The organism is Lysobacter changpingensis (genome assembly GCF_017308985.1).
In the GTDB taxonomy this organism is placed as follows: domain Bacteria; phylum Pseudomonadota; class Gammaproteobacteria; order Xanthomonadales; family Xanthomonadaceae; genus Lysobacter_J; species Lysobacter_J changpingensis.
In genome coordinates this window covers 847,794-872,664 of the sequence record NZ_JADWPE010000002.1, presented here as the reverse complement: position 1 = coordinate 872,664, position 24,871 = coordinate 847,794, and the positions used below count along the sequence as shown (strand labels likewise).

Genomic DNA, 24,871 nt, shown 5'->3' with positions numbered 1-24,871 from the left:
GCCGCATGGTCCGTCGCGGGTATTTCACGCCGGTGACCACGCCGCCATCCCCGGGCGCAAAGGGCCGATGCGTTACCCTTTTGGCCCCCCTGGCCGGAACGATCCGGCGTCACCCGAGCCTGCAATGACGGTCGAGAAGAACGAGCGCGAACTGGAATCGAGCATCCACACCGACTTCGAAGGGCGGATGAGCTATTCCGGCTACCTGCAGCTCGACACGCTGCTGTCGGCGCAGCAGCGGCTGTCCAATCCGCCGCACCACGACGAACTGCTGTTCATCGTCCAGCACCAGGTCGCCGAGCTGTGGATGAAGCTGATGATCCACGAGCTCAAGGCCGCCATCGCGAACCTGCGCGAGGACCGCCTGGGCGAATGCCAGAAGATCTTCGCGCGCTGCAAGAACATCCTGCGCCAGCTCACCGAGATGTGGTCGGTGCTGGAAACGCTGACGCCGTCGGAATACATGGAATTCCGCGAGATCCTCGGGCCTTCGTCGGGCTTTCAGTCGCTGCAGTACCGCACGATCGAGTTCCTGCTCGGCAACAAGAACGCGTCGATGCTCAAGGTCTTCTCGCACGACGCGAAGGCGGAAGGCGCGCTGCGCGAGGTGCTCGAATCGCCGAGCCTGTACGACGAAGTGCTGCGCTACCTCGCTCGCCACGGTCATGCGGTTCCGGCGCGCCACGTCGAGCGCGACTGGTCGCAGTCGCACGTGGCCGATCCGGAGCTGCTGCCGGTGTTCGAACGCATCTACGAGGACACCGACGCGCACTGGGCCGCGTACCACCTGTGCGAGGACCTGGTCGACCTGGAAAGCCAGTTCCAGCTGTGGCGCTTCCGCCACATGCGCACGGTGATGCGCATCATCGGCTTCAAGCGCGGCACTGGCGGCTCCAGCGGCGTGGGCTTCCTCAAGCAGGCGCTGGAACTGACCTTCTTCCCGGAACTGTTCGACGTGCGCACGATGATCGGCGCGCAGGCCGGGTACGGCACGCCACCGCCGGCGAAATGACGACGTCGCGGCCGGTGCACGACTGCGTCGGCGCGCTGCTGGTGCGCGATGGGCGGGTGCTGCTCGGCCGCCGCAGCGACGATTGCGACTGGCTGGCCGGCGCGTGGGACGTGTTCGGCGGCCACGTCGAAGCGGGCGAGAGCGGCGAGCAGGCGATCGCGCGCGAGCTGGCGGAGGAGCTCGGCATCGTCGCGCGCGACTTCTTCTATCTCGATCGCCTCGAAGGCGCCGCGCCCGAGCCATGGCGCCTTCGGCTCTACCTCGTCCGCGACTGGAGCGGCGAGCCGGCGAACCTCGCCGAGCACACCGAGCTGCGCTGGTGCGCGCTGGACGAGGCCCAGGCGCTGCTGCGCGACGCGCATGCGGATTTCCCGCGTTTGCTCGCCTTGGCGATCGAAGCCGCCGCCGCGGGCGGCTAGGCGCGACGCCGTCCCCGTTCAGCTGCGATGCTGCGGCGCAGCACGACTTTTGGGCATTCACGCGGGTTTGACGGATCGGGCGCCGGCCGGTAATCCTCCCCGGTCCCGTGCCGCCCGGCGTGGGTTTTCCTTTGCCAGTACTTGATCCACCACGGGGGATACCGCATGAGCGGAACCGCATCATCGGCGAACGGCACGGCCGCGCCTCTTCCCGCATTCCCGCAGACCATGGGCCATCCGCGCCCGCTGTGGATGCTCTTCATGACGGAGTTCTGGGAGCGCTTCGCGTTCTACGGCATCCGCTGGGCGCTGGTGCTCTACATCGTCGCCCAGTTCTACGACGGCAGCGGCACGGGCGAGACGCCCGCCAACCAGCTCTACGGCGCGTACCTGGCGCTGGTGTATGCCGCGGCGATCTTCGGCGGCTACGTGGCCGACCGGGTGATCGGCTACCAGCGTTCGATCCTGCTCGGCGCGACGATCATGGCCGCGGGCCTGTTCATGATCGCGATGCCGAACCATGAGGTCTTCAAGCTCGGCCTGGCGACGATCATCGCCGGCAACGGCCTGTTCAAGCCGAACATCTCCACGATGGTCGGCAAGCTCTACGCCGTCGGCGACGAGCGCCGCGACTCGGGGTTCACCCTGTTCTACATGGGCATCAACCTGGGCGCGATGGTCTCGCCGCTGATCACCGGCTGGTTCGCCGAGAACGTGTTCGGTTCGCCCGAGATGCCGGCCTACAAGGTGGTGTTCATCACCTCGGGCATCGGCATGCTGATCAGCCTGGTGTGGTTCTGGATCGGCCGCAGCCAGCTGCAGGGCATCGGCCGTCCGCCGGCGGGCAGCGAAAGCCGCGCGCGCCTGGCGATCACTGCGCTGTGCGCGATCGTCGCGATCCCCGGCATCTACTTCCTGCTGAGCATGGGCGCCGATTCGCTGCAGTGGGTACTCACCGCGATGTTCATCGCACTGGCGATCCTGCTGCTGGTGGAAGGCATCCGCGAAGGTCCGCGCCAGCGCGACATGGTCATCGCGATGCTGATCATCTTCGCGTTCAACGTGCTGTTCTGGTGCTTCTTCGAACAGGCCGGCAGCTCCTTCAGCTTCCTGGCCGAGAAGATCGTCAACCGCGAGTTCGGCGCCTGGACGTTCCCGGTTGGCTGGTTCCAGTCGGTGAACTCGGTGGCGATCATCACGCTGGCGCCGATCATCGCGTGGATCTGGGTGAAGATGGGCCGCAACAACCCGTCGATCCCGCGCAAGTTCAGCCTGGGCCTGATCTTCAACGGCCTGGCGTTCCTGCTGCTGATGTTCGCGCTGTCGTCGCTGGTGAACCCGCAGACGCTGAAGATCCCGTTCTGGACGCTGTTCGCGGTGTACTGGATCCAGTCCATCGGCGAGCTGTGCCTGTCGCCGATCGGCCTGTCGATGGTGACCAAGCTGGCGCCGGTGCGCCTGGTCGGCTTCGGCATGGGCGGCTGGTTTCTCTCGACCGGCATCGGCAACAACCTGTCGGGCATCTTCGCCAGCCACGTGTCGGGCGAGACCGGCATGAACGTGCAGTCGGCGCTGTCGGGCTACACGTTCGGCTTCTGGGCGCTGGTGATCCCGGGCGTGCTGCTGTTCCTCATCGCGCCGCTCGTGCAGCGATTGATGCATGGGGTGAAGTGACGATCCGGCCCGCTCGCGCTTTGCGCGAGCGGCTTTGCCGGATCGCCGTCCCGGTGAGAGCCGGGATCCAGGCCCGCAGCCTGGCAGATCGCGATGCTTCACGAACAACGGCGACCTCAAGGTCGCCGTTGTTTTTTTGAATGGTCACGTTGAAACACTACGAGCCTTTGTAGCCCGGGTAAGCGAAGCGCACCCGGGTCGGGCATGACAGCCCCCGGGTGCGCTTCGCTTACCCGGGCTACAAGAACCTTCACGACATCCCTTCCGCCTCAGCCCGCAACTCCAGCTCATCCAGCTTGTCCAGCAACCGGAACAACACCGCCCGTTCCTGGTCGTCGATCCCGTCGAGCAACCGCCGCTCGAACTCCAGCGCCAGCGGCGCCACCTCGTCGTAGATGCGATACCCGCCCTCGGACAGTTTAAGGACCGAACGCCGCCGGTCGTCGCCATGGATCTCGCGATCCAGCCGCCCTGCATCGAGCAGGCGGGCCACCGCGCGACTCACGGCCACCTTGTCCATCGCGGTGCGCTGCGCGACCTCGTTGGCCGACAGGCCCGGGTATCGACCCAACACCGCCATCACCCGCCATTCGGTGATGCTGAGCTGGAATCGCTCGGTGTAGATGCGCGCGATGGTGCCGCTCACGCGGTTGCTCAGCACCGACAGCCGATAGGGAAGGAAATGCTCCAGATCGAGCTGGGCGTGGCCGGGCAGGGGTTGTCCGAGCCTTGGGAATCCGGGGTCGCGCGCATTCATGATGCGATGTGCCTTGATTATGGTTTCAGGTGAAACTATAACGTTCGTTTCCGAATGACCCGGCCGGAAGTCCGTCCCCACAGCCGGGTCGCCATCTGAGAACAATGCCATGAATGCACAGCCCAACCTCGGCATGCAGGTCACCACGTTCGAGAACCCGCTCGGCATCGACGGTTTCGAGTTCGTCGAATTCGCCGCCCCCGCCGGCCAGGGCGAGGCCCTGCACGATTATTTCCGCAAGCTCGGCTTCACCGCCGTGCTGCGCCACAAGACGCGTGCGATCACCGTCTACCGCCAGGGCGACGTGAACTTCCTGGTCAACGAGGAACCGGACAGCTTCGCCGCCGACTTCGCCGCCAAGCACGGCCCGAGCGCATGTGGCTTCGCGATCCGCTTCAAGGAGCCCTCGTCGAAGGTGTTCGACACCGTCGTCAACAACGGCGGCGAAGCCATCGTCGACAAGGCCGAAACGCGCGCCGTCGCCGCACCGGTGGTGAAGGGCATTGGCGACTGCATGCTGTACCTGGTCGACCGCTACGGCGCCGCCGGTTCGATCTACGACGGCGACTACCTGCCGGTGCAGGGCGCGGACGCCAATCCGAAGGGATTCGGCCTGACCTTCATCGACCACCTCACGCACAACCTCTACTTCGGCAACATGCAGAAGTGGTCGGACTACTACGAGCGCCTGTTCAATTTCCGCGAGATCCGCTATTTCGACATCAAGGGCGTCAAGACCGGCCTGGTGTCCAAGGCGATGACCGCGCCGGACGGCATCGTGCGCATCCCGCTGAACGAGTCGAACGACCCCAAGTCGCAGATCAACGAATATCTGGACGCGTACAAGGGCGAGGGCATCCAGCACATCGCCTGCTTCACCGACAACATCTACGACACGGTCGAGGCGATGCGCGAGCAGGGGGTCGAATTCCTCGACACGCCGGACACGTACTTCGAGGTGATCGACCAGCGCGTGCCGGGCCACAACGAGGACGTCGCGCGCCTGCAGAAGAACAAGATCCTGATCGACGCCGACCCGGAAACGCACCAGCGCAAGCTGCTGCAGATCTTCACCCAGAACGCGATCGGCCCGATCTTCTTCGAGATCATCCAGCGCAAGGGCAACGAAGGCTTCGGCGAAGGCAACTTCCAGGCGCTGTTCGAGAGCATCGAGCGGGATCAGATGCGGCGCGGAGTGTTGTAAGTAGCGCGAAGACCGTTTAGGCGGAGACGATGTCTTCGTAGCCCACGGGCTTTTAGCCCCTCTCCCACCGGGAGAGGGGTTGGGGTGAGGGTAGGGAAGCCCATGTCGTCCAAGCCGCCATTGCCGACACGAACCCACGCGCATGCGAAACGGTTGCGTGGCGGCATGACGGACTCGGAGCGCGTGCTGTGGCAACGGTTGCGTGCAAGCCAGCTCGGTGGCTTCAAGTTTCGTCGCCAACATCCAGTGCCCCCGTACATCGTGGACTTCTACTGCGAGCGTGCGCGGTTGGCGGTAGAGGTGGATGGCTCGCAGCACACGGCCGTATCGGATGCGGCGCGGGACGCCTTCCTCCATTCGCGCGGAATTGCGATCCTCCGCTTCGCAAGCAATGAAGTTCTCCAGCAACTGGACGCGGTGATCGAGGCGATCTGGAACCATCTGGACACCCCGACCCTCACCCCAACCCCTCTCCCGGAGGGAGAGGGGCTACAAGCAAAGGCGGACCCGTCATGACCATCACCCCCAACGGCTACCAATCCGGTTTCGGCAACGAGTTCGCGACGGAGGCCGTGGCCGGCTCGCTGCCGGTCGGGCGCAACTCGCCGCAGCGTGTCGCGCACGGCTTGTATGCCGAGCAGATCTCCGGCACCGCATTCACCGCGCCGCGCCATGCGAACCGGCGCAGCTGGCTCTACCGCATCCGCCCGGCGGCGATGCACGGAAGCTTCGCGCCTTACGCGCAGGCGAAGGCGACCTTCCACAACGAGTTCGGCGACGGCCCGGTCTCGCCCGACCAGCTGCGCTGGAGCCCGTTGCCGATGCCCGCCAACGGCATCGATTTCGTCGACGGCCTCTTCACCATGGCCGGCAACGGTTCGCCCGTGTCGCAGCACGGCGTCGGCATCCACGTGTATGCCGCCAATCGCGACATGCACGGCCGCTGGTTCTACGACGCGGACGGCGAACTGCTGATCGTGCCGCAGCAGGGCCGGCTGCATATCGAAACCGAGCTGGGCGTGCTCGACGTCGAACCGCAGGAAATCGCGGTGATTCCGCGCGGCATCCGCTTCGCGGTGACGCTGCCCGATGGCGAAGCGCGCGGCTATGTGTGCGAGAACTTCGGCGCGATGCTGCGCTTGCCCGACCTCGGGCCGATCGGCAGCAACGGCCTGGCGAATCCGCGCGATTTCCTCGCGCCCAATGCCGCGTACGAGGACGTCGAAGGCGAGTTCGAATTGATCGCCAAGTTCCAGGGCCACCTGTGGCGCGCGACGATCAACCATTCGCCGATCGACGTGGTCGCATGGCACGGCAACTACGCGCCGTACAAATACGACCTGCGCCACTTCAACACGATCGGATCCATCAGCTACGACCATCCCGATCCGTCGATCTTCCTCGTGCTGCATTCGCCCAGCGACACCGCCGGCACGAGCAACATGGATTTCGTGATCTTCCCGCCGCGCTGGCTCGTGGCGCAGGACACGTTCCGTCCGCCGTGGTTCCACCGCAACATCGCCAGCGAGTTCATGGGCCTGGTGCACGGCGCGTACGACGCGAAGGCCGAAGGGTTCGTCCCGGGCGGTGCATCGCTGCACAACTCGATGACCGGCCACGGCCCGGATGCGGCGACCTTCGAGAAGGCGAGCGCGGCCGACCTGTCGAAGCCGGACGTCATCCGCGACACGATGGCCTTCATGTTCGAAACGCGCGCCGTGATCCGCCCGACGAAGCAGGCGCTGGACGCCGCGCATCGCCAGCGCGATTACCAGGCGTGCTGGGCAGGCCTGAAGAAGCACTTCGACGCGAAGGCGTGAGGCCGTGCGTTTGCGCGACGTTGACGGCGCTCCGGAGTAGGCTGCGGGCCAGCCGTGGTCGAGGGAGCGGGTCGATGAGGATGGCGTTTGCGACGGTGCTGCTGCTGGCGTTGTCGGCCTGCGGCGAACGCGAACCGTCGCGCCCGCCGGGGCCCGCATCGCCGCCGTCGTCCGCATCCACGGCCCCCGCCGTACCCGCGCAGCCCGCGCCCGCCCCTCCGGCGCCGACTCCTCCGCCCGCACCGGCCGGCGCGATGCCCGCGCCGGGTGCGATCGGCTACGCCGGCTTCGGCCCGGCGCCGTTCGGCGCGACCGAGGAAGAGGTGCGCATGGCGTGGGGCAAGGACCTCGCGGGTCCGACGCCCGACACGCCGGCCGGCTGCTACTACCTCATGCCGCAGCCGCGCACGCAGCGCGGCTACCGCATCGGTTTCATGTTCGAGGACCAGCGCTTCGTGCGCATGGACGTCGATGCCGACGACATCGAGGCCCCGGGCGGTGGCCGCATCGGCATGACGACGCAGGACATCCAGCGCCTCTACGCCGGTCACGTCCAGGTGCAGAACCACAAATACGTCGAAGGCGGCCATTACCTGCGCATCCCGAACCCCGGTGGCGGGCCGGGCGTGGTGCTGTTCGAGACCGATGCGGACGGCCGCGTGACCGAGTGGCGCATCGGCGAGCCGCCGCAGGTGGACTACGTGGAAGGTTGTTCCTGAGGCAGGCCATGCGCTCGTCCTGTACGCCGCGCGGTGCCACGGGCATAGAATCCAGGGATTGAGGCGTGGAGGGGACACGATGCTCGAGGCCATCGGGTGGTTCGTACTGGGATTGGTGCTGCTCGCGCTGGGCGGCGACTCGATCGTGAAAGGCGCCTCCGGGCTGGCGCAGCGGCTGGGCGCATCGCCCTTCGTCGCCGGGCTGGTGCTGGTGGCCTTCGGCACCTCGCTGCCGGAACTGGCGGTCAACCTGCAGGCGGTCGTGCGCGACCAGCCGATGCTGGCGCTGGGCAACGCGGTCGGCAGCAACGTCGCCAACATCGGCCTGACCCTCGGCGCGGCGGCGCTGATCGCGCCGCTGACGGTGCGCTGGCGCGCGTTGGCGCCGCTGCTGCTGGCGCTGCTGCTGGGCACGCTGCTGACGATGATGCTCGGCTCCGATGGCGAACTCACGCGCGTGGAAGGCGCAATCCTGCTCGTCGCATTCCTCGTCGTGGTGGTGTACGCCGGGCTGCGGACGCGGCGCGAATCGCCCGAACTGCAGGACGCGATCTCCGCCTTCGCGCGCACCAGCACCGACCTGTGGCTCAACCTGATCCGCTTCGGCATCGCCGCGGTGCTGCTGTATTTCGGTTCGCGCATGATCGTGCGCAGCGCGCCGACGATCGGCGAAGGGATCGGCATGGCGCCGCTGCTGACCGGCCTGCTGCCGGTCGCCATCGGCACCGCGCTGCCGGAAATGGCCGCGGCCGTCTCCGCCGCGCGCAAGGGCCACGGCGACATGGTGGTGGGGCACGTGATCGGATCGAGCCTGTTCAACCTGCTCGTGGTGGTCGGCGGCATCGCGGCGGTCGGCGGTTCGCTCGCGTTCCCGGCGTCGTTCGTGACGTTCGAACTGCCGGCGGCGTGCGTGTTCGCGCTGATGCTCTATCCGATGCTGCGCGGCGACCTGCACATCAGCAAGGGCGAGGGCGCCGGGCTGCTGATCGCGTTCCTGGCGTGGGTCGCGTTCGAACTGCTGACGATGCATTGACTCCCGCCCGGCCGCGGCCTCGCCGGATGCGTCTCGCCGCGCCCGATATACTCGTGGCATGACGCAATCCCCGATGCACACCACCGACCGTTCTTCCCCGCGCGCGCTGCGGCTGCTGGCCGAGTTCTTCCGGCTCGAAGCGGCCGGCGGCATCGTGCTGATCGCCGCCGCGCTGCTGGCGATGGTCGCGGCGAACTCGCCGCTGGTCTCGGTCTACGAGGGATTCCGCGAGCTGCCGGTGCAGGTGCGCATCGGTGCGTTCGAGATCGCCAAGCCGCTGCTGCTGTGGATCAACGACGGCCTGATGGCGGTGTTCTTCCTGCTGGTCGCGCTGGAGATCAAGCGCGAGGCACTGAGCGGCCAGCTCGCCAGCCGCTCGCAGCTGGTGCTGCCGCTGGTGTGCGCCGCCGCCGGCGTGGCGGTGCCAGCGGTGCTGTTCATCGCGTTGAACCACCACGATGCGCAGGCGATGCGCGGCTGGGCGGTGCCGACGGCGACCGACATCGCCTTCGCGCTGGGCGTGCTCGCGCTGCTGGGGTCGCGCGTGCCCAGCGGCATGAAGCTGCTGCTGTCGACCATCGCGGTGGTCGACGACCTCATCGCGATCCTGATCATCGCGTTCTTCTATTCGCACGGGCTTTCGGTCACCGCGCTGGTGTGGGCGGCGGCCGCCGTCGCCGGCATGTGGCTGCTCAACCGCCGTGGCGTGATGCGGCTGGCGCCGTACCTGCTGCTGGGCGTGGTGCTGTGGGTGTGCGTGCTGAAGTCGGGCGTGCACGCGACGTTCGCCGGCGTGCTGACCGGCCTGATGATTCCCCACCGGCGCAATGTCGCCGACGCGCGGGACGGGGCGGAGCACGTGCATTCGCCGCTGGAATCGCTCGAGCACTCGCTGCATCCGTGGGTCGCCTACGCGATCCTGCCGCTGTTCGCGTTCGCCAATGCCGGACGCGTGCTTGCCGGCATGCATCTGGACGAACTGCTCGCGCCGCTGCCGATGGGCGTCGTGCTGGGCCTGGTCGTCGGCAAGCCGATCGGCATCGTGAGCGCGGCGGTCCTGATGCGCGCGCTGGGCTGGGCGCGCTTCCCGGCCGGCATGGACCTGCGCGCGATGATCGGCTTGGGCTTGATGTGCGGCATCGGCTTCACGATGAGCCTGTTCATCGCCTCGCTCGCCTATCACGACTCGGACGCCTACGGCGAAGCGGTGCTGGGCGTGCTGCTCGCCTCGCTGCTGTCGGCGGTGCTCGGCTGGCTGTGGCTGCGCGCGACCCTGCCGGCCACCGCGAAGGCGGATTGACGGCATGCGCCACGCACTGGTGTTCGGCGCGACCGGGCAGATCGGATTCCCCCTGCTCGGCATGCTGCAGGGCGACGGCTGGCGGGTGACCGCGCTGTCGCGGTCGGAACACACCGACGAGCCCGGCCTGCATTGGCTTCGCGGCGAACTTCCCGCCGCGCAGGGGCTGCCTGCGCGCGTGGATGCGATCTTCAGCTGCGGGCCGCTCGACGGATTCGCCGCGTGGTACGCGCAGGCGCCGATCGAATGTGCGCGCGTGATCGCGTTCGGTTCGACCAGCGTGGAGGTGAAGCGCGGTTCGGCGGACGCGGCCGAACGCGACGTCGCGCGTCGCCTGCGCGAAGGCGAGGAGCTCGTGTTCGCCACCGCCGCCAAGCGCAGCGCGACCGCGACCCTGCTGCGTCCGACGCTCATCTACGGCGCGGGGCGGGACGCCACGCTCACGCGCATCGCGCAGCTCGCGCGCCGCTGGGGCCGTTTCCCGCTGCCGCGCGGCGCGAACGGCCTTCGCCAGCCGGTGCATGCGGACGATCTCGCGGCGGCGGCGTTCGCCTGCGCCAACACGCCGGCCACGCAGGGACAGACCTACGCGCTGCCCGGCGGCGAAACGCTGACCTATCGCGATATGGTCGCGCGCGTGCTCGCCTCGCTGACGCCGCCGCCGACCCTGATCGAACTGCCGTCGCCGATGTTCAACGCGGCGTTGTTCGTCGCGCAGCTGACCGGTCGCGCGACCGGCCTGGGCGAAGCGGCAGTGCGTCGCATGCGCAGCGATCTCACCTTCGACATCGGGCCCGCGCAACGCGATTTCGGCTACGCGCCGCGCCCGTTCCGTCCGAACGCGAAGATGTTCCAGCCGCGAAGCGGGGAAGGCTGAGTCAGATTTCCTCGGCGGCCGGCGCAGGGCGCTGGCGGCTCAATGCGCGCATCGCGATCAGCAGCACGCCGCCGAGCACCATGGCGCCGCCGATCAGCAATCGCGGTCCCGGACGATCGCCCCAGAACGCGATGCCCAGTCCCATCGCGAGCACCGGCACCAGCAGCAGCCACGGCATGACGCGCGCCACCGGGTGGCGTTGCACCAGCACGTAGTACAGGCCGTGGCCGAGCAGCGAGGACACGAACGCCGCATAGAGCGCACCGGCCCAGGCGACCCAGCTCCAGCGCGGCAGCGTCGCGATCGCACCGGGCTCCAGCACCGCGCTGATCGCCAGCAGCGGCAGCACCGCGATCAGCGCCGTCCAGCCCTGCTGGCTGTAGGCGTCCATGCCGCGCAGGCCCTTCATCAGCACCGTGCCGACGGCGAGGAACGCCGCCGAAATCAGCATCAGCACCAGCGACATCGGATGGTCCATCACCGTCGGGTCCAGCCCGAGCACCAGCACGCCGGCGAAGCTGATCGCGATCGCCAGGCCCGTGCGCCACGCGAACCGCTCGCCCAGCCACCACCATGCGAGCAGCGTCGTCATCGGCACATAACTCTGCATGACGATGGCGGGTGAGGAGAGATCGCCAGCGAGCTTCAGCGCGGTGAAGCTCAGACCGAAGTGCAGCACGCCGATGCACAGGCACACCGCGAGCAGCCGCGGCCACTGTCCGGGCGCGGGCCGCTTCACCAGCCACGCCAGCGGCAGCGCGAGCAGCGCGAAACGCAGCGCGGTGAACAGGAACGGCGGGATCTCGCGCATCGCCAGCGCGGAAGTCAGGAAGTTCACGGCCCACGCCACGACGACGAGCAGGACCAGCAGGAGATCGCGGGGAGACATGGCACTCCACGGACGCGGGTGGAGGAGGCGTCCGGCCCGGCCATTGTCGTCGTTTCGCCGTGAGCGCGGCCAGACGGCGCACGCATCGTTTGATCCGGCTCAAGCGCGCGTGCCGCCCGCGTTCCTAAAGTCGCCCGCTCGTGCAAAGGGAAAAACCATGGCGACGATCCTGTTCGAGCAGCCCGGCCATCACTGCATCGCCTTCAGCGACCTGGTGCGCGGCGACGACGGCGTGCAGGCGAACCAGTTCCTGATCCAGCATGGCGACAGGAGCGCGCTGCTCGATCCCGGCGGCGCGCTGCTCTACAACCCGCTGATCCTGGCGATGGGCGAGTTCGTCGCGCCGACCGACGTCACCTGGCTGCTGTGCTCCCACCAGGACCCGGACATCATCGGTTCGGTCGACAAGTGGCTGCTGTACACCAACACCACGGTGGTGTGTTCGAAGCTATGGGGCCGCTTCGTGCCGCACGTCGTGCCGGGCTATCTGCGCAATGCCGGGAGCGATCGCTACCTGCTGCTGCCCGACGAGGGCGGGCACGTGCCGATGGGCGACAGCGTCGTGCGCGCGCTGCCGGCGCACTTCATGCATTCGGTGGGGAATTTCAGCTTCCACGATCCGGTGAGCGGGATCCTGTTCTCCGGCGACGTCGGCGCGTCGATGGTGCCCAGCCGAACGCCGTACGCGTTCGTGCAGGATTTCGACGCGCACGTGCCGCGCATGGAAGGATTCCATCGACGCTACATGGCCTCCAACCGCGCCACGCGGTTGTGGGCGCGGATGGTGCGCGAACTCGCGCCGTCGATGATCGTGCCGCAGCACGGCCTGCCCATGCGCGGCGAGGCGATGGAGCGTTTCCTCGACTGGATCGAACGGCTGGAGTGCGGCGTGGACCTGATCGGCCCCGAGCACTACAGGCTGTGAGGTGCAGGCCGTGATCGCTCAGTAGCGCAGGCCGATCTTGCGATAGAGCTTCGACAGCACCCAGGCCGGGCCGATCAGCAGGTAGGTGAGATCGGTGAGGAAGCTCGGGCGCTTGTTCTCGAAGCGCGCGCTGTGGCCGATGAACTGGCCGATCCACGCGACCACGAACACGCCGATCGCCAGCCACAGCAGCGTGCTGGCGCCGTGGCTGTCGTAAATCCACTTGGTCAGCAGGCCCATCAGCACGTAGACCGCCAGCATGCCCAGGCCGAGCATGCGCGAGGCGCGGTAGTAGAACAGCACCGTGGCGAGCATCGCCACGCCGGCCCAGAAGCCGGAGTTCATCCACGAGGCCGGCGTCGGGATGCACCACAGCAGCGCGATCACGCTCCACAGGATCGCCGGCACGCAGATCACGTGGATGCGCTGGTTGGTCTGGTTGCGATGATCGGCGGAGTAGTGCGCGAACCAGCGGTCGATCGGGCGCTGCGTGGCGTGCTGCGAAGATTCGGCGGCGGTGTTCATGGCGACCCTCCAAGGCGCATGACGGCCCGCGCTCGATGCGCGGGTGTAGGGAGGATAGCGGGATCGAAGGGGAGGCGCAGACCCGGCCTTTGTAGCCCGGCAAGCGCAGCGCACCCGGGTCCCGATCGCCAGAAGAATCGCGGCTTCATCGATGCAACGCGCTGCGGCGTGGTCATCGACCATGACGCCTGTATTACCCGGGGGCGCGGTGCGCTGCGCTTACCCGGGCCGCGCCGCCTTCAGTCGACCGAAATCCCCGCCAGCTTCATCAGCGCCTCGGCGTACTTCGCGCGGGTGCGGTCGATCACCTCGGCCGGCAGGTTCGGGCCGGGCGGCGTCTTGTCCCAGGCCAGCGTTTCCAGGTAGTCGCGGACGAACTGCTTGTCGTAGCTCGGCGGGCTGGTGCCGACCTGGTACTCGTCGGCCGGCCAGTAGCGCGAGGAATCGGGCGTGAGCATCTCGTCCATCACGTGCAGGCGGCCGTCGGCGTCCAGGCCGAACTCGAACTTGGTGTCGGCCAGGATGATGCCGCGCTGCGCCGCGTAGTCGCGCGCGAACTTGTACAGCCGCAGCGTCGCGTCGCGCACCTGTTCGGCCAGGTCCGCGCCGACCGTGCGCACGGCCGTGTCGAAGTCGATGTTCTCGTCGTGGTCGCCCACCGCGGCCTTGGTCGAGGGCGTGAAGATCGGTTCGGCGAGCTGCTCGGCCTGGCGCAGGCCATCGGGCAGGGCGATGCCGCTGACGCGTCCGGTTCGCTGGTAATCCTTCCAGCCGCTGCCGATGAGGTAACCGCGCGCGATGCATTCCACCGGCACCGGCTTGAGCTTCTTCGTCACCACCGCGCGCTTGCCGTACAGCGATGCGTCCACGCCCTCGGGCAGCACCGAGGCGACGTCGATGCCGGTGAGGTGGTTGCGGATGATGTGCTCGGTCTTGCCGAACCAGAAATTGCTGATCTGGCAGAGCATCTCGCCCTTGCCGGGGATCGGATCGGGCAGCACCACGTCGAAGGCCGAGAGCCGGTCGGTGGCGACCATCAGCAGGCATTCGCCGGCGTTGGCGGGCAGGCGGTCGGCGGGCAGGTCGAAGACGTCGCGGACCTTGCCGCGATGGCGCAGGTGGAGGCCGGGGAGATCGGACTGGAGCAGGGTCGTGGACAACGCAGGAGTCCCCAATGGGTGCGATGGAGTCCCCGCCCGACGCTCGCCTTGCCTCGCGCGCGTGCGCGACAGGGCCGGCCAGTGTACGCCGGCCGGCGACGGCGTGCAGGTACACTGTCGCCGGACCTAAACGGGCGACCGCGGACCCGCGGGGAGGACGATGAAACGCTGGTACGGCAAGCTGCTGGGCTTCTTGGCGGGAGCCGCGCTGTTCCGCACCAACCCGCTGTTCGGGGCCCTGGTCGGGCTCCTGATCGGCCACGCCTTCGACACCGACTGGTTCAAGCTGCGCCGGGACAACCCGTATGCCGCGCTGGGCCTGACCTCCGACGCGACCGACGCCGAAGTCGACCAGGCCTACCGCCGCCTGATATCCCAGTACCACCCGGACCGCCTCGCCGGCGCCGCCGCCGAACTGCGCGAGCAGGCCGAGGCGCGGGCCCGGGAGATCAACCAGGCCTACGACCGGATCAAGACGCTCAGGCGCAAGGCCTAGGAACCAGCGAAGAGGAACGGGTAAGGAGCGAGGCGCTCGTCCCGGACTCTTCCGGTCCATCCGTTTCCAGCAACAGGAATTCCCATGCAATCCACCGTCATCGCCCCTTCCATCCTTTCGGCCAACTTCGCCCGGCTCGGCGAGGAGGTCGACAACGTGCTCAAGGCCGGCGCCGACTGGGTGCATTTCGACGTGATGGACAACCACTACGTCCCCAACCTCACCATCGGCCCGATGGTCTGCGAGGCGCTGCGCAAGCATGGCGTCACCGCGCCGATCGACGTGCACCTGATGGTCGAACCGGTGGACCGCATCGTCCCCGACTTCGCCAAGGCCGGCGCCACGCTGATCAGCTTCCATCCCGAAGCCAGCGCGCACGTGCATCGTACGATCCAGCTGATCAAGTCCCACGGCTGCCAGGCGGGCCTGGTGCTCAATCCCGCCACGCCGGTCGACGTGCTCGAGTGGGTGCTCGAAGACCTCGACATGGTGCTGCTGATGTCGGTGAACCCCGGCTTCGGCGGGCAGGGCTTCATTCCGTCCGCACTGGCGAAGCTGCGTCGCGTGCGCGAGATGATCGACGCGAGCGGCAAACCGATCCGGCTCGAAATTGACGGCGGCGTGAAGGCCGACAACATCGGCGAGATCGCCGCTGCCGGTGCGGATACCTTCGTCGCCGGCTCGGCGATCTTCAATGCGCCTGACTACGCGGACGTCATCGGCCGCATGAAGGACGCGGTCGCGAAGGCACGCGGATGAAGACCTGCGACCTGTGCGATCTCCACGACGCGCAGGTGCGCGTGATCGAGCTTGCGTTCCGCGATTTCGGCGGGCGCATCGCGTTCAACGGCCCGGTCAGCACGGTGCGCGCGTTCGAGGACAACTCGCGCGTGCGCGAAGCGGTGGACCAGCCGGGGCTGGGCCGCGTGCTGGTGATCGACGGCGCGGGATCGATGCGCCGCGCGATGATCGGCGACCTGCTCGCGGGCAAGGCCGCCGAAAACGGCTGGGCGGGCATCGTCGTGTTCGGCGCGATCCGCGACAGCGATGCGATCGCCACGATCCCGATCGGCGTGAAGGCGCTGGGCACCTGTCCGCGCAAGACCGACAAGCTCGGCGCGGGCGAGCGCGACGTGGAGGTGGAATTCGGTGGCGTGCGCATCCGTCCGGGCGACTGGCTGTGCGCGGACGAGGACGGCGTGGTTCTCGCCGATACCGACCTGCGCTGACTCGCGCTGGCCGCCACGGTCGGATCGGCAAAACAAAGGAGCAGGCCATCGCTGGCCTGCTCCGGAATACTTGGAGGCAATCCCCCCTCCGCCCGTCGTCCTTGAGAATGGATTCCGATTCTCCGGACGTTCGATGACGGGCATGTGACGCGACGCGTACGTCTTGCCTGTTCACGAACGCTCACGCCCGCGCTGTTTAGCCTGCGCATCGGGCTCACGATCATGACGACGATGGCGACGCACTGGCGCCTGATCCTCAACGGAAAATCCGCGGGCAACGATGCCGTGCGCGCCGCGGTCGAAGCGATGCGCGCGTCCGGCGTGACGCTGGACGTGCGTGTGACCTGGGAACGCGGCGATGCGAAGCGCTACGTCGACGAAGCCATCGCGGATGGCGTGCGCTGCGTGATCGCCGGCGGCGGCGATGGCACGCTGGGCGAAATCGCCGGCGCGCTCGCGCAGCGCGCGGAAGACGCCGATGCGCTGCCGGCGCTCGGTGCGATGCCGCTCGGCACCGCGAACGATTTCGCCACCGCGGCGACGATCCCGATGGAGCCGCACGAAGCGCTGCAACTGATCGCCGACACGTCGCCGCACGCGATCGACGTGCTGCGCGTCGACGCCGACGGCGCGCGCCACTGGTGCATCAACCTGGCAAGCGGCGGTTTCGGCACCGAGGTGACGGTCGAGACCGACGATGGACTGAAGCGGCTGCTCGGCGGCGTCGCGTACCTCGTCACCGGCGTGGCGCGGATGGGGCGCATCGAGCCGATCGTCGCGCGCGTGCACGGCGACGGCTTCGACTGGCGCGGCGACTTCATCGCGCTCGGCATCGGCAACGGGCGGCAGGCGGGCGGCGGGCAACTGCTGTGCCCGGAGGCACGCATCGACGACGGGCTGCTCGACCTCACCATCGTCCCGGAACTCTCCGGCGAGCTGGCGACCACCGTCGCCACCTGGATCCGCGAGGGCCGCATCGCCGCGCTGGACCACGTCGGCGAACGCGGGCGCATGCGCGAGGTGCGCGTGGAAGCGGACGCGCCGATGACGCTCAACCTCGACGGCGAGCCGGTGCAGGCGCGGCGGTTCGCCATCGCCTGCGTCCCGGCGCGCCTGCGCATGCACCTGCCCGCGCATTGCCCGTTGCTCGCCCACGCTCGCATCGCGGCCCGTTGAGCGGCTACAGTACCGGCATGATTCCCGTGCCGGACACGCACCTGTCGAACCCGCATTTCCCGACCGTCGAGGCGGGATGGCGATGGTGACGCGCATGCCGCGACCGCCTTCCGCCACCGCCTGACACATCCAGGGATTTGCCCCGTGACCTCCGATCCTTTCCAGCCCGCCCCCGCGGCGGGTGCCGACCGCCATACCCTCGTCCCCGTCGTGCGCGAGGTCCTGAGCGATCTCGACACGCCGCTGTCGGTCTACCTCAAGCTCGCCGACGGCCCGCACACCTACCTGTTCGAATCGGTCGAAGGCGGCGAGCGTTTCGGCCGTTATTCGATCATCGGCCTGCCGGCGCGTCGCGTGTACGCGTTCGCCGGCCACACGCTGTTCGTCACCGAGGACGGCGAGCTGGTCGAAAGCCGCGTCGTCGAGGATCCGTTCGCCGAAGTCGAACGCCTGCGCGCCGTGCACAGCGTGCCGACGATCCCGGGCCTGCCCGGCTTCACCGGCGGGCTGGTGGGCTGGTTCGGTTTCGAGTCGATCCAGTACATCGAGCCGCGCTTCGCCGCTGGCGAAAAGGAAGACGAGCTCGGCACGCCCGACATCCTGCTGATGCAGAGCGATGAGCTGGCGGTGTTCGACAACCTCAAGGGCCGGCTGTACCTGATCGTGCACGCCGATCCATCCGAACCGCGCGCTATGGCGCGCGCGAACCGCCGCCTGGACGAGCTGGTGCATCGCCTTCGACAGGGCGGGCCGGGGTATCCGGAGACGCTGGAAGGCCGCCTGCTGGACGAGGCCGATTTCGTGTCCGGCTTCACGCGCGAGGGCTTCATCGACGCGGTGGAGAAGTCGAAGGAATACATCCGCGCCGGCGACATCTTCCAGGTCGTGCTGAGCCAGCGGCTGTCGGTACCGTTCAAGGCGCGCCCGGTCGACGTGTATCGCGCCCTGCGTGCGTTGAACCCGTCGCCGTACATGTACTACCTCGACGTCGGCGGCACGCAGGTGGTGGGTTCGTCGCCGGAAATCCTCGTGCGCCTGCAGGACGGCAAGGTCACCGTGCGCCCGATCGCCGGCACGCGCCCGCGTGGCGACACGCCCGAGCGCGATGCGGAACTGGAAGCCGAACTGCTCGCCGATCCGAAGGAGCGCGCCGAGCACCTGATGCTGATCGACCTCGGCCGCAACGACGTCGGCCGCGTCTCGGAGGCGGGCACGGTCGAGGTCGGCGAGCAGTTCGTGATCGAACGCTACAGCCACGTCATGCACATCGTCAGCGAAGTCACCGGCACGCTGAAGCCGGGCCTGAGCTACGCCGACGTGCTGCGCGCGACGTTCCCCGCCGGCACCGTCAGCGGCGCGCCGAAGATCCGCGCGCTGGAAGTGATCCGCGAGCTCGAACCGATCAAGCGCAACGTGTACGCCGGTTCGATCGGCTACCTCGGCTGGGGCGAACCCGGTCGCAGCGGCGACGCCGACACCGCCATCGCGATCCGCACCGCCGTCATCCAGGACGGCCGCCTGTACGTGCAGGCCGGCGCGGGCATCGTCTACGACTCCGATCCGGCGATGGAATGGGAGGAGACGATGAACAAGGGGCGCGCGCTGTTCCGCGCCGTCGCGCAGGCGGCCCGCGGGCTTTGATGGCCCGGGCATCGCGGCGCACCGGCGCCGCGATGCGATGCGAATCACGGTTCCTTTCTCACGCCGCGTTCACTTCGCGCGGGGTGGCGGCCGACTGCGCGCGCCAACAACGTTTTATTCACAAACACCGGGTTTCACTGCCGGGACGGTGTCATCGCGGCACCGACAACGCGGGAAGGAGACGGCCATGCAGCTCGTCCACGACTCACACGTCCAGTCGCGTTTCTCCAATACGTTCCCGCGCACGGTGGAAATCCTCTGCCCCCATTGCCTCAAGGAAGCGCTGTTCGAAGCGCGGCCCTGGCAGGAACACGGACGACAACTGGCGGCGAGCGAACTCGAATGTGCGCGCTGCGAACACACGGTGCTGTTCGTGCAGCTGCTCGAAGCCGACGGGACCAACAAGCCTTCCGGACTGTTCTGCCATCCCGGCCCCGGCGGACGCGAGACGATGGCCGGCGTCGAACACCTGCACGCGATGTCGGCGCCGCTGGCGCGCAGCTACGAATCGGCGCTGAAGCTGTACAACCATGCCGAATGGGGCGCGAGTTCACTGATCGTGCGGCACCTGCTCGGCGGGCTCACGGCGCGCATGCTGCCCGACGAGAAAGCCGAGCTGTCGCTCACGCGCAAGCTCGAAGCCTTGCCGAACGACGTGGACCTGTCGCGTCCGTTGCAGGACATCGCGCAACTGCTTGCGCCCAGCGGCACGTTCGGACGGCAGTTCGAGGACGAGACGACGATCGACAAGGCCAACGCGGAACTGCTGCTGGAACTGGCCGAGCAGCTGATCACCTACCTCGTCGTGTTGCCGGGGACCATGGCGGACCTGAAGGCGCGCATCGCGACGGCACCGGTGCCGCTGCGGCGGGGGAGCGGCGTGGCATAGGGGCGATTCGCCGTTGGTTCGCTGCTGGAAGGTCGGTCGCGTCGACCCCACCCGTACCGTCGTCCCGGCGTAGGCCGGGACCCTGGCCGTCACGTCGTCCGGAAGAAGCGCGCACCGCACGTAGCTCCGCTACCAGCCTGGATCCCGGCCTTCGCCGGGATGATGGGTTGTGACGAATTCCAGGAGGACGGATCGGCGGGGATGACGTCCATCGGCGCGCACAACATTACCGATCGTTAATCCAGCGGAAATCCCGTGGTGAGCCGCGTCGGCGCAGTCTGATCCTGCGACCGGGAAGACAGTCCCGGCCGGCAAAGATCCTCGTCCGAGTCATCCCGCGTCTTACCAAGGAGTCACCCATGAACCTGCGCAAGTCCCTGTTCGCCGTCGCCCTGACCGCGCTGGCCGGTTCCGCCCTGGCCGCGCCGCCGAGCACCGCGCCCGCCTCCCCGACCGCGTCGACCGCCCCGGCCAAGCACACGATCTCCAAGCACAAGCACGCCGGCAAGAAGGCCGCCGCCCCCGCCAGCAAGAGCGACGCGAAGAAGAGCTGATCCCCTTCAACGTCCCCGGAGCCCGTGCAACGCGGGCGGATACCCCGGCGGTGAGCACCGTCGGGGTATCCTTTTTTGCCTTCCGGAGTTGCCATGCGCGTCCTGCTGATCGAAGACGATCCCCACACCGCGGCCTTCATCGGCAAGGGTCTGCGCGAGGACGGGCACACCGTCGAACATGCCGGCGACGGCAGGCAGGGCCTGTTCCTCGCGACGACGGAAAATTTCGACGCCATCGTGCTCGACCGCATGCTGCCCGCGCTCGATGGCCTGGTGCTGCTGCAGACTCTGCGCGGCGCCGGAAACCGTACGCCGCTGCTGCTGCTCACCGCACTGGGCGAGGTGGACCATCGCGTCGAAGGCCTGCGCGCCGGCGCCGACGATTACCTCGTCAAACCCTTCGCGTATTCGGAACTGGGCGCGCGGCTGGACAGCATCGTGCGCCGGCAGCGCGAGGACACGCAGCGCGAACCGACGCGCCTGTCGGTGGGCGAACTCGAACTGGACCTGCTCGCCCGCGACGCGCGCCGCGCCGGCAAGCGCATCGAACTGCAACCGCGCGAATTCCGCCTGCTCGAATACCTGATGCGCCAGGCCGGTCGCGTCGTCACGCGCACGATGCTGCTGGAAGCGGTGTGGGACTACCACTTCGATCCGCAGACCAACGTCATCGACGTGCACATCAGCCGCCTGCGGCAGAAGATCGACCACGGTTTCGAACGGCCGCTGCTGCACACCGTGCGCGGCGCCGGCTACCGGCTGGGCGAATGACGCGGCCGCTGCGCTCCACGAGCACGCGCCTCGCGCTCGCGGTGATGGGTGCGTTCCTGCTTGCCTTCGTGCTGCTCGGCACGGGCGTGTACGTCGCGGTCTCCACGCTGCTGCTGCAGGACACGCGCGAACTCGTGCGCACAGACGCCGCCGGACTGATGCAGTTGCACCGCGACGGCGGCCGTGCCGCGCTGGTGCAGGAACTGCGCGATCGCGTGGAAGCGCCGGACGATCCGGACGCCGTGCACGCGCTGATCGCCGCGAGCGGCCGCGTCGAAGTGGGCGATGTGCCGTCGATGGGCGCGCGGGCGATGCGGACCGGCCGCGGCGCGCGCTGGGTCACGTTCGAACTCGCCGACGCGCAGGCGCCCGGCATCGGTGCGCAGTCGCGCCGCGTGCTCGCGCAACTGCAGCCGCTGCCCGGCGGCGACACGCTGCTGACCGGACTGCGGCTGCAATCGCAGGACCGCTTCCTCGCGCTGATGCTGCGCACGGCGCTGGTGGCGCTGGCGGTGGCGGCGACGCTCGGCGCGCTTGCCGGCTGGCTGACCTCGCGCTGGGTGTCGCACCGGCTGGAGCATCTCGATCGCACGGCCGCGCGCGTGGGCCGCGGCGAACTTGGCCTGCGCGTGCCGCTGGACGGCAGCGGCGATGCGTTCGACCGGCTCGGGCGGCGCTTCAACGCGATGCTCGACCGCATCGAGGAGCTGCTCGGCGGCGTGCGCCACGCGACCGACCATATCGCCCACGACCTGCGCACGCCGCTCACCCGCCTTCGCAACCGGCTGGAAGACCTGCGCCACCGTGCCGACGCCACGCCCGCCGAACGCGCCGCGCTCGACGGCGCCGTGCAGGAGACCGACCAGCTGCTCACCACGTTCGGCGCGCTGCTGCGGCTCGCGCGGATCGAAGCGCAGCCGCCGGCGGGCGAGGGGCCGTTGCTCGACCTTTCCGCGCTGGCCGCCGACGCCGCCGAGCTGTACACGCCGATCGGCGCCGAACGCGGCGTGCGGCTGCGCGTGGACCTCTCGCCGGCGCGCGTGCGCGGCGATCGCGACCAGCTGTTCCAGTTGCTGGTGAACCTGCTCGACAACGCGCTCAAGTACGCGCCCGAAGGCAGCCAGGTGGGCCTGTCGCTGCATGCGGGCGAGGCCGTCGTGCTGTGCGTCGACGATGAAGGCCCCGGCATTCCGGACGCCGATCGCGAGCGCGTGTTCGACCGCTTCCAGCGCCTGGAATCCCATCGCGGCACGCCCGGCAGTGGCCTGGGGCTGAGCCTGGCGCGGGCCATCGCGCTGCGCCATGGCGGGCGGATCGAACTCCTCGACCGCGGGCCCGGCCTGCGCGTGCGGGTGATCCTGCCGCCTGCCTGAGCCGGCGGGTCGCATCGCGCCGGCCGAGCCGTTACAGTAGGCCCATGATCGTGCGTCGCTCCCCACAGTTCCGAAAAGCCGACCAGGGTTGGCGATGGTGGCCGTTGGCTGCCGTCCGCCCGTCTTCGTCGTCCAAGGAACTGCCGAGTGTTTCCCGCCCCACGCACTGACCTTCCGCCGGACGCACCGGCCGCGTCCCGCACATCCCCTTCGCACCGATGCCCCCGCCGGCCCGCCGCCGCGCGGGATAATCGCGTTGCGTCCACATCGAACCCGAGCCCGTGCCGATGCTGTTGATGATCGACAACTACGACAGCTTCACCTACAACCTCGTGCAGTACCTGCAGGCGCTGGGCGCCGAGGTGAAGGTGATCCGCAACGACGAGCTCGGCGTGGCGCAGATCGAGGCGCTCGCGCCTGAGCGCATCGTCGTCTCCCCGGGCCCGTGCACGCCGAACGAGGCGGGCGTGTCGGTGGACGTGATCCGCGAACTCGGCCCGCGCATCCCGGTGTTCGGCGTGTGCCTGGGGCACCAGAGCCTGGGGCAGGCGTACGGCGGCGACGTCGTCCGTGCCAAGCGGATCATGCACGGCAAGACCTCGCGCATCCGTCACGAGGGGCGCGGCGTGTTCGCTGGCCTGCCCGACGGTTACGAGGCCACGCGCTACCACTCGCTGGTCGTCTCCCGAGACACGCTGCCCGATTGCCTCGAAATCACCGCCTGGACCGAAGTGGAGGGCGAAAACGGCGCGCCGGCCTTCGACGAGATCATGGGCCTGCGCCATCGCGAGCATCCGGTCGAGGGCGTGCAGTTCCACCCCGAGTCGATCCTCACCGAACACGGCCATGCGCTGCTGAAGAACTTCCTCGAGCGATGACCGGCTCCCACGCCAAGCGCCGGTTGCGAAACGCCCCGGTGCCCGCGCGCCAGCTGCTATCGTTCCGCTCTCACCCGCCCGAGACCCGCTTCCCGTCCGCCACGCCCGCCGCCGCCATGCCCATCACCCCGCAAGAAGCCCTGCAACGCACCATCGAGCATCGTGAAATCTTCCACGACGAGATGGTCGAGCTGATGCGCATGATCATGCGCGGCGAGGTCTCGCCGACGATGACCGCGGCGATCCTCACCGGCCTTCGCGTGAAGAAGGAAACCGTCGGCGAGATCGCCGGCGCGGCAACGGTGCTGCGCGAGTTCGCGCGGCCGGTGGACGTCGCCGATCGCACCCACCTGGTCGACATCGTCGGCACCGGCGGCGACGGTGCGCACACCTTCAACATCTCGACGGCGAGCATGTTCGTGGTCGCCGCCGCCGGCGCGAAGGTCGCCAAGCACGGCAATCGCAGCGTGTCGTCCAAATCCGGCAGCGCGGACGCGCTGGAAGCGCTGGGCGCGGCGATCGAACTCCAGCCCGGGCAGGTCGCGCGCTGCATCGAACGCTGCGGCATCGGCTTCATGTTCGCGCCGATCCACCACCCGGCGATGAAGGTCGTGGCGCCCGTGCGCCGCGAGATGGGCGTGCGCACGATGTTCAACATCCTCGGGCCGCTGACCAACCCGGCCGATGCGCCGAGCATCCTGATGGGCGTGTTCCATCCGGACCTGGTCGGCATCCAGGTGCGCGTGCTGCAGGAACTCGGCGCGCAGCGTGCACTGGTGGTGTGGGGACGCGACGGCATGGACGAGCTGTCGCTCGGTGCCGGCAGCCTTGTCGGCGAACTCCGCGACGGCGTCGTGCGCGAGTACGAAGTGCATCCGGAAGACTTCGGCATCGCCATGGCCGCCAGCCGCAACCTGCGCGTGAACGACGCGGCCGAATCCAAGGTCCTGCTGATGCAGGCGTTGAACGACGAAGCCTGCCTGCCGCGCGAGATCGTCGCGCTCAACGCGGGCGCCGCGATCTATGCCGCCGGCGTGGCCGACAGCATCGCCGAAGGCATCGAACGCGCGCGCGCGGCGCTGGCCTCCGGCGCGGCGAAGCGCAAGCTGGAGGAATTCGTCGCGATCACGCGCGAACTCGCCGGCGAAGCGGTGGGCGCCTGATGGACGACGCGTTCGCCCGCCTGCCGGCCCCGCCGTATTACGCGGTGATCTTCTCCTCGCGCCGCAACGGCGAGGACAACGCCGGCTACGGCGAGGCGGCGCAACGCATGGTCGAACTCGCCGCCACGATGCCGGGCTTCCTCGGCGTGGAATCCACGCGCGGCGCGGACGGCTTCGGCATCACCGTCTCGTACTGGGACAGCGAGGCCGCGATCGCCGCCTGGCGCCAGCACGCCGAACATGCCGCCACGCGCGCGCACGGTCGCGTGCACTGGTACGAACACTTCGAGCTGCGCGTGGCGAAAGTCGAACGCGCGTACGGAAAGGAGAGAAAACGCTGAAGAGGAACGAGAAACGAGTGGGAGGCAACACCCCGCACTCGTTTCT

Annotated in this window: 27 protein-coding genes; 23 read left to right on the top strand and 4 right to left on the bottom strand. The window is 68.4% G+C overall.

The features are described from left to right. The first annotated feature begins 124 nt into the window (after positions 1-124). From I4U41_RS05675 to I4U41_RS05665, 3 genes are all read left to right on the top strand, one after another. Positions 125-1,012, top strand: coding sequence for a tryptophan 2,3-dioxygenase (locus tag I4U41_RS05675; protein ID WP_206860118.1), 888 nt, complete (start codon positions 125-127; stop codon positions 1,010-1,012). Then, complete coding sequence (locus I4U41_RS05670; RefSeq protein ID WP_206860117.1) at positions 1,009-1,431, top strand: NUDIX domain-containing protein; 423 nt, start codon at positions 1,009-1,011, stop codon at positions 1,429-1,431. The genes I4U41_RS05675 and I4U41_RS05670 overlap by 4 nt, the downstream gene beginning before the upstream one ends. Positions 1,432-1,596: 165 nt before the next feature. Beyond that, entirely contained in the window at positions 1,597-3,105 is a 1,509-nt protein-coding gene (locus I4U41_RS05665; protein WP_206860116.1) for a peptide MFS transporter, read from the top strand. Between the two features lie 250 nt (positions 3,106-3,355). Here the strand turns inward: I4U41_RS05665 and I4U41_RS05660 are convergent, their stop codons facing one another. After that, positions 3,356-3,862: a MarR family winged helix-turn-helix transcriptional regulator gene (locus I4U41_RS05660; protein WP_206860115.1), complete on the bottom strand. Its 507-nt coding sequence runs from the start codon at positions 3,860-3,862 to the stop codon at positions 3,356-3,358. A 109-nt stretch (positions 3,863-3,971) separates the two neighbouring features. On the opposite strand from I4U41_RS05660, the gene hppD reads away from it, so the two are divergent. The 7 genes from hppD to I4U41_RS05625 all read left to right on the top strand — a co-directional run bounded on the left by hppD (position 3,972) and on the right by I4U41_RS05625 (position 10,815). Continuing rightward, positions 3,972-5,066: a 4-hydroxyphenylpyruvate dioxygenase gene (hppD, locus tag I4U41_RS05655; RefSeq protein ID WP_242524994.1), complete on the top strand. Its 1,095-nt coding sequence runs from the start codon at positions 3,972-3,974 to the stop codon at positions 5,064-5,066. 102 nt (positions 5,067-5,168) lie between these two features. After that, a complete protein-coding gene (locus I4U41_RS05650) occupies positions 5,169-5,582 on the top strand; it encodes an endonuclease domain-containing protein (protein WP_206860114.1) in 414 nt (137 codons plus the stop codon). Next, entirely contained in the window at positions 5,579-6,886 is a 1,308-nt protein-coding gene (gene hmgA / locus I4U41_RS05645; RefSeq protein WP_206860113.1) for a homogentisate 1,2-dioxygenase, read from the top strand. The genes I4U41_RS05650 and hmgA overlap by 4 nt, the downstream gene beginning before the upstream one ends. Positions 6,887-6,960: 74 nt before the next feature. Continuing rightward, positions 6,961-7,605 carry a hypothetical protein gene (locus I4U41_RS05640; protein WP_206860112.1) on the top strand — a complete coding sequence of 215 codons (645 nt, stop codon included), beginning with the start codon at positions 6,961-6,963 and terminating at the stop codon, positions 7,603-7,605. Between the two features lie 79 nt (positions 7,606-7,684). Continuing rightward, on the top strand, positions 7,685-8,638 hold the full coding sequence (locus tag I4U41_RS05635; RefSeq protein WP_206860111.1) for a calcium/sodium antiporter: 954 nt from the start codon (positions 7,685-7,687) through the stop codon (positions 8,636-8,638). Positions 8,639-8,696: 58 nt separating this feature from the next. Then, positions 8,697-9,938, top strand: a complete 1,242-nt coding sequence (gene nhaA / locus I4U41_RS05630) for a Na+/H+ antiporter NhaA (RefSeq protein ID WP_206860110.1) — start codon at positions 8,697-8,699, stop codon at positions 9,936-9,938. A gap of 4 nt (positions 9,939-9,942) precedes the next feature. Continuing rightward, complete coding sequence (locus tag I4U41_RS05625; RefSeq protein WP_206860109.1) at positions 9,943-10,815, top strand: NAD-dependent epimerase/dehydratase family protein; 873 nt, start codon at positions 9,943-9,945, stop codon at positions 10,813-10,815. A gap of 1 nt (position 10,816) precedes the next feature. On the opposite strand, the gene I4U41_RS05620 is transcribed toward I4U41_RS05625, so the two are convergent. Next, entirely contained in the window at positions 10,817-11,704 is an 888-nt protein-coding gene (locus tag I4U41_RS05620) for a DMT family transporter (protein ID WP_206860108.1), read from the bottom strand. A gap of 157 nt (positions 11,705-11,861) precedes the next feature. On the opposite strand from I4U41_RS05620, the gene I4U41_RS05615 reads away from it, so the two are divergent. After that, positions 11,862-12,629: an oxygen-binding di-iron domain-containing protein gene (locus I4U41_RS05615; RefSeq protein WP_206860107.1), complete on the top strand. Its 768-nt coding sequence runs from the start codon at positions 11,862-11,864 to the stop codon at positions 12,627-12,629. An 18-nt stretch (positions 12,630-12,647) separates the two neighbouring features. Here the strand turns inward: I4U41_RS05615 and I4U41_RS05610 are convergent, their stop codons facing one another. Both I4U41_RS05610 and I4U41_RS05605 read right to left on the bottom strand, forming a co-directional pair. Further along, complete coding sequence (locus I4U41_RS05610) at positions 12,648-13,154, bottom strand: Mpo1 family 2-hydroxy fatty acid dioxygenase (RefSeq protein WP_206860106.1); 507 nt, start codon at positions 13,152-13,154, stop codon at positions 12,648-12,650. Positions 13,155-13,393: 239 nt separating this feature from the next. After that, positions 13,394-14,314, bottom strand: a complete 921-nt coding sequence (locus tag I4U41_RS05605; RefSeq protein ID WP_206860105.1) for a phosphoribosylaminoimidazolesuccinocarboxamide synthase — start codon at positions 14,312-14,314, stop codon at positions 13,394-13,396. 160 nt (positions 14,315-14,474) lie between these two features. On the opposite strand from I4U41_RS05605, the gene I4U41_RS05600 reads away from it, so the two are divergent. From I4U41_RS05600 to I4U41_RS05545, 12 genes are all read left to right on the top strand, one after another. Beyond that, a complete protein-coding gene (locus I4U41_RS05600; protein ID WP_206860104.1) occupies positions 14,475-14,810 on the top strand; it encodes a J domain-containing protein in 336 nt (111 codons plus the stop codon). An 84-nt stretch (positions 14,811-14,894) separates the two neighbouring features. Further along, on the top strand, positions 14,895-15,569 hold the full coding sequence (gene rpe / locus I4U41_RS05595; RefSeq protein WP_206860103.1) for a ribulose-phosphate 3-epimerase: 675 nt from the start codon (positions 14,895-14,897) through the stop codon (positions 15,567-15,569). Continuing rightward, positions 15,566-16,039, top strand: coding sequence for a ribonuclease E activity regulator RraA (gene rraA / locus I4U41_RS05590; protein ID WP_206860102.1), 474 nt, complete (start codon positions 15,566-15,568; stop codon positions 16,037-16,039). Before rpe ends, rraA begins: the two co-directional genes overlap by 4 nt. Before the next feature lie 222 nt (positions 16,040-16,261). Next, on the top strand, positions 16,262-17,215 hold the full coding sequence (yegS, locus tag I4U41_RS05585; protein ID WP_206860101.1) for a lipid kinase YegS: 954 nt from the start codon (positions 16,262-16,264) through the stop codon (positions 17,213-17,215). 144 nt (positions 17,216-17,359) lie between these two features. Then, positions 17,360-18,856 (top strand): anthranilate synthase component I, encoded by a 1,497-nt coding sequence (trpE, locus tag I4U41_RS05580; protein WP_206860100.1) that lies wholly within the window; start codon positions 17,360-17,362, stop codon positions 18,854-18,856. 187 nt (positions 18,857-19,043) lie between these two features. Beyond that, the gene (locus I4U41_RS05575) at positions 19,044-19,745 is read left to right on the top strand and encodes a hypothetical protein (protein WP_206860099.1); all 702 of its coding nucleotides are present in this window, start codon (positions 19,044-19,046) and stop codon (positions 19,743-19,745) included. 359 nt (positions 19,746-20,104) lie between these two features. Then, entirely contained in the window at positions 20,105-20,299 is a 195-nt protein-coding gene (locus I4U41_RS05570; protein ID WP_206860098.1) for a hypothetical protein, read from the top strand. A 93-nt stretch (positions 20,300-20,392) separates the two neighbouring features. Continuing rightward, the gene (locus I4U41_RS05565) at positions 20,393-21,070 is read left to right on the top strand and encodes a winged helix-turn-helix domain-containing protein (protein ID WP_206860097.1); all 678 of its coding nucleotides are present in this window, start codon (positions 20,393-20,395) and stop codon (positions 21,068-21,070) included. After that, complete coding sequence (locus tag I4U41_RS05560) at positions 21,067-22,443, top strand: sensor histidine kinase (protein ID WP_206860096.1); 1,377 nt, start codon at positions 21,067-21,069, stop codon at positions 22,441-22,443. The genes I4U41_RS05565 and I4U41_RS05560 overlap by 4 nt, the downstream gene beginning before the upstream one ends. A gap of 287 nt (positions 22,444-22,730) precedes the next feature. Beyond that, a complete protein-coding gene (locus I4U41_RS05555; RefSeq protein WP_206860095.1) occupies positions 22,731-23,321 on the top strand; it encodes an anthranilate synthase component II in 591 nt (196 codons plus the stop codon). Between the two features lie 116 nt (positions 23,322-23,437). Continuing rightward, entirely contained in the window at positions 23,438-24,484 is a 1,047-nt protein-coding gene (gene trpD, locus I4U41_RS05550; protein ID WP_206860094.1) for an anthranilate phosphoribosyltransferase, read from the top strand. Then, positions 24,484-24,825, top strand: a complete 342-nt coding sequence (locus I4U41_RS05545; protein ID WP_206860093.1) for an antibiotic biosynthesis monooxygenase family protein — start codon at positions 24,484-24,486, stop codon at positions 24,823-24,825. Before trpD ends, I4U41_RS05545 begins: the two co-directional genes overlap by 1 nt. Positions 24,826-24,871 lie beyond the last annotated feature (46 nt).

Excerpts from the sequence above, each read along its gene's own strand:
- I4U41_RS05570 (WP_206860098.1), top strand. The coding sequence starts at position 20,105 with ATGAACCTGCGCAAGTCCCTGTTCGCCGTCGCCCTGACCGCGCTGGCC.
- I4U41_RS05575 (WP_206860099.1), top strand. The coding sequence starts at position 19,044 with ATGCAGCTCGTCCACGACTCACACGTCCAGTCGCGTTTCTCCAATACG.
- I4U41_RS05610 (WP_206860106.1), bottom strand. The coding sequence starts at position 13,154 with ATGAACACCGCCGCCGAATCTTCGCAGCACGCCACGCAGCGCCCGATC.
- I4U41_RS05675 (WP_206860118.1), top strand. The coding sequence starts at position 125 with ATGACGGTCGAGAAGAACGAGCGCGAACTGGAATCGAGCATCCACACC.
- I4U41_RS05600 (WP_206860104.1), top strand. The coding sequence starts at position 14,475 with ATGAAACGCTGGTACGGCAAGCTGCTGGGCTTCTTGGCGGGAGCCGCG.
- I4U41_RS05635 (WP_206860111.1), top strand. The coding sequence starts at position 7,685 with ATGCTCGAGGCCATCGGGTGGTTCGTACTGGGATTGGTGCTGCTCGCG.
- I4U41_RS05620 (WP_206860108.1), bottom strand. The coding sequence starts at position 11,704 with ATGTCTCCCCGCGATCTCCTGCTGGTCCTGCTCGTCGTCGTGGCGTGG.
- I4U41_RS05545 (WP_206860093.1), top strand. The coding sequence starts at position 24,484 with ATGGACGACGCGTTCGCCCGCCTGCCGGCCCCGCCGTATTACGCGGTG.
- yegS (WP_206860101.1), top strand. The coding sequence starts at position 16,262 with ATGACGACGATGGCGACGCACTGGCGCCTGATCCTCAACGGAAAATCC.
- I4U41_RS05650 (WP_206860114.1), top strand. The coding sequence starts at position 5,169 with ATGTCGTCCAAGCCGCCATTGCCGACACGAACCCACGCGCATGCGAAA.
- I4U41_RS05660 (WP_206860115.1), bottom strand. The coding sequence starts at position 3,862 with ATGAATGCGCGCGACCCCGGATTCCCAAGGCTCGGACAACCCCTGCCC.
- I4U41_RS05665 (WP_206860116.1), top strand. The coding sequence starts at position 1,597 with ATGAGCGGAACCGCATCATCGGCGAACGGCACGGCCGCGCCTCTTCCC.
- I4U41_RS05565 (WP_206860097.1), top strand. The coding sequence starts at position 20,393 with ATGCGCGTCCTGCTGATCGAAGACGATCCCCACACCGCGGCCTTCATC.
- I4U41_RS05615 (WP_206860107.1), top strand. The coding sequence starts at position 11,862 with ATGGCGACGATCCTGTTCGAGCAGCCCGGCCATCACTGCATCGCCTTC.
- hmgA (WP_206860113.1), top strand. The coding sequence starts at position 5,579 with ATGACCATCACCCCCAACGGCTACCAATCCGGTTTCGGCAACGAGTTC.
- rpe (WP_206860103.1), top strand. The coding sequence starts at position 14,895 with ATGCAATCCACCGTCATCGCCCCTTCCATCCTTTCGGCCAACTTCGCC.
- I4U41_RS05555 (WP_206860095.1), top strand. The coding sequence starts at position 22,731 with ATGCTGTTGATGATCGACAACTACGACAGCTTCACCTACAACCTCGTG.
- I4U41_RS05670 (WP_206860117.1), top strand. The coding sequence starts at position 1,009 with ATGACGACGTCGCGGCCGGTGCACGACTGCGTCGGCGCGCTGCTGGTG.
- trpD (WP_206860094.1), top strand. The coding sequence starts at position 23,438 with ATGCCCATCACCCCGCAAGAAGCCCTGCAACGCACCATCGAGCATCGT.
- rraA (WP_206860102.1), top strand. The coding sequence starts at position 15,566 with ATGAAGACCTGCGACCTGTGCGATCTCCACGACGCGCAGGTGCGCGTG.
- I4U41_RS05625 (WP_206860109.1), top strand. The coding sequence starts at position 9,943 with ATGCGCCACGCACTGGTGTTCGGCGCGACCGGGCAGATCGGATTCCCC.
- I4U41_RS05560 (WP_206860096.1), top strand. The coding sequence starts at position 21,067 with ATGACGCGGCCGCTGCGCTCCACGAGCACGCGCCTCGCGCTCGCGGTG.
- I4U41_RS05640 (WP_206860112.1), top strand. The coding sequence starts at position 6,961 with ATGAGGATGGCGTTTGCGACGGTGCTGCTGCTGGCGTTGTCGGCCTGC.
- hppD (WP_242524994.1), top strand. The coding sequence starts at position 3,972 with ATGAATGCACAGCCCAACCTCGGCATGCAGGTCACCACGTTCGAGAAC.
- nhaA (WP_206860110.1), top strand. The coding sequence starts at position 8,697 with ATGACGCAATCCCCGATGCACACCACCGACCGTTCTTCCCCGCGCGCG.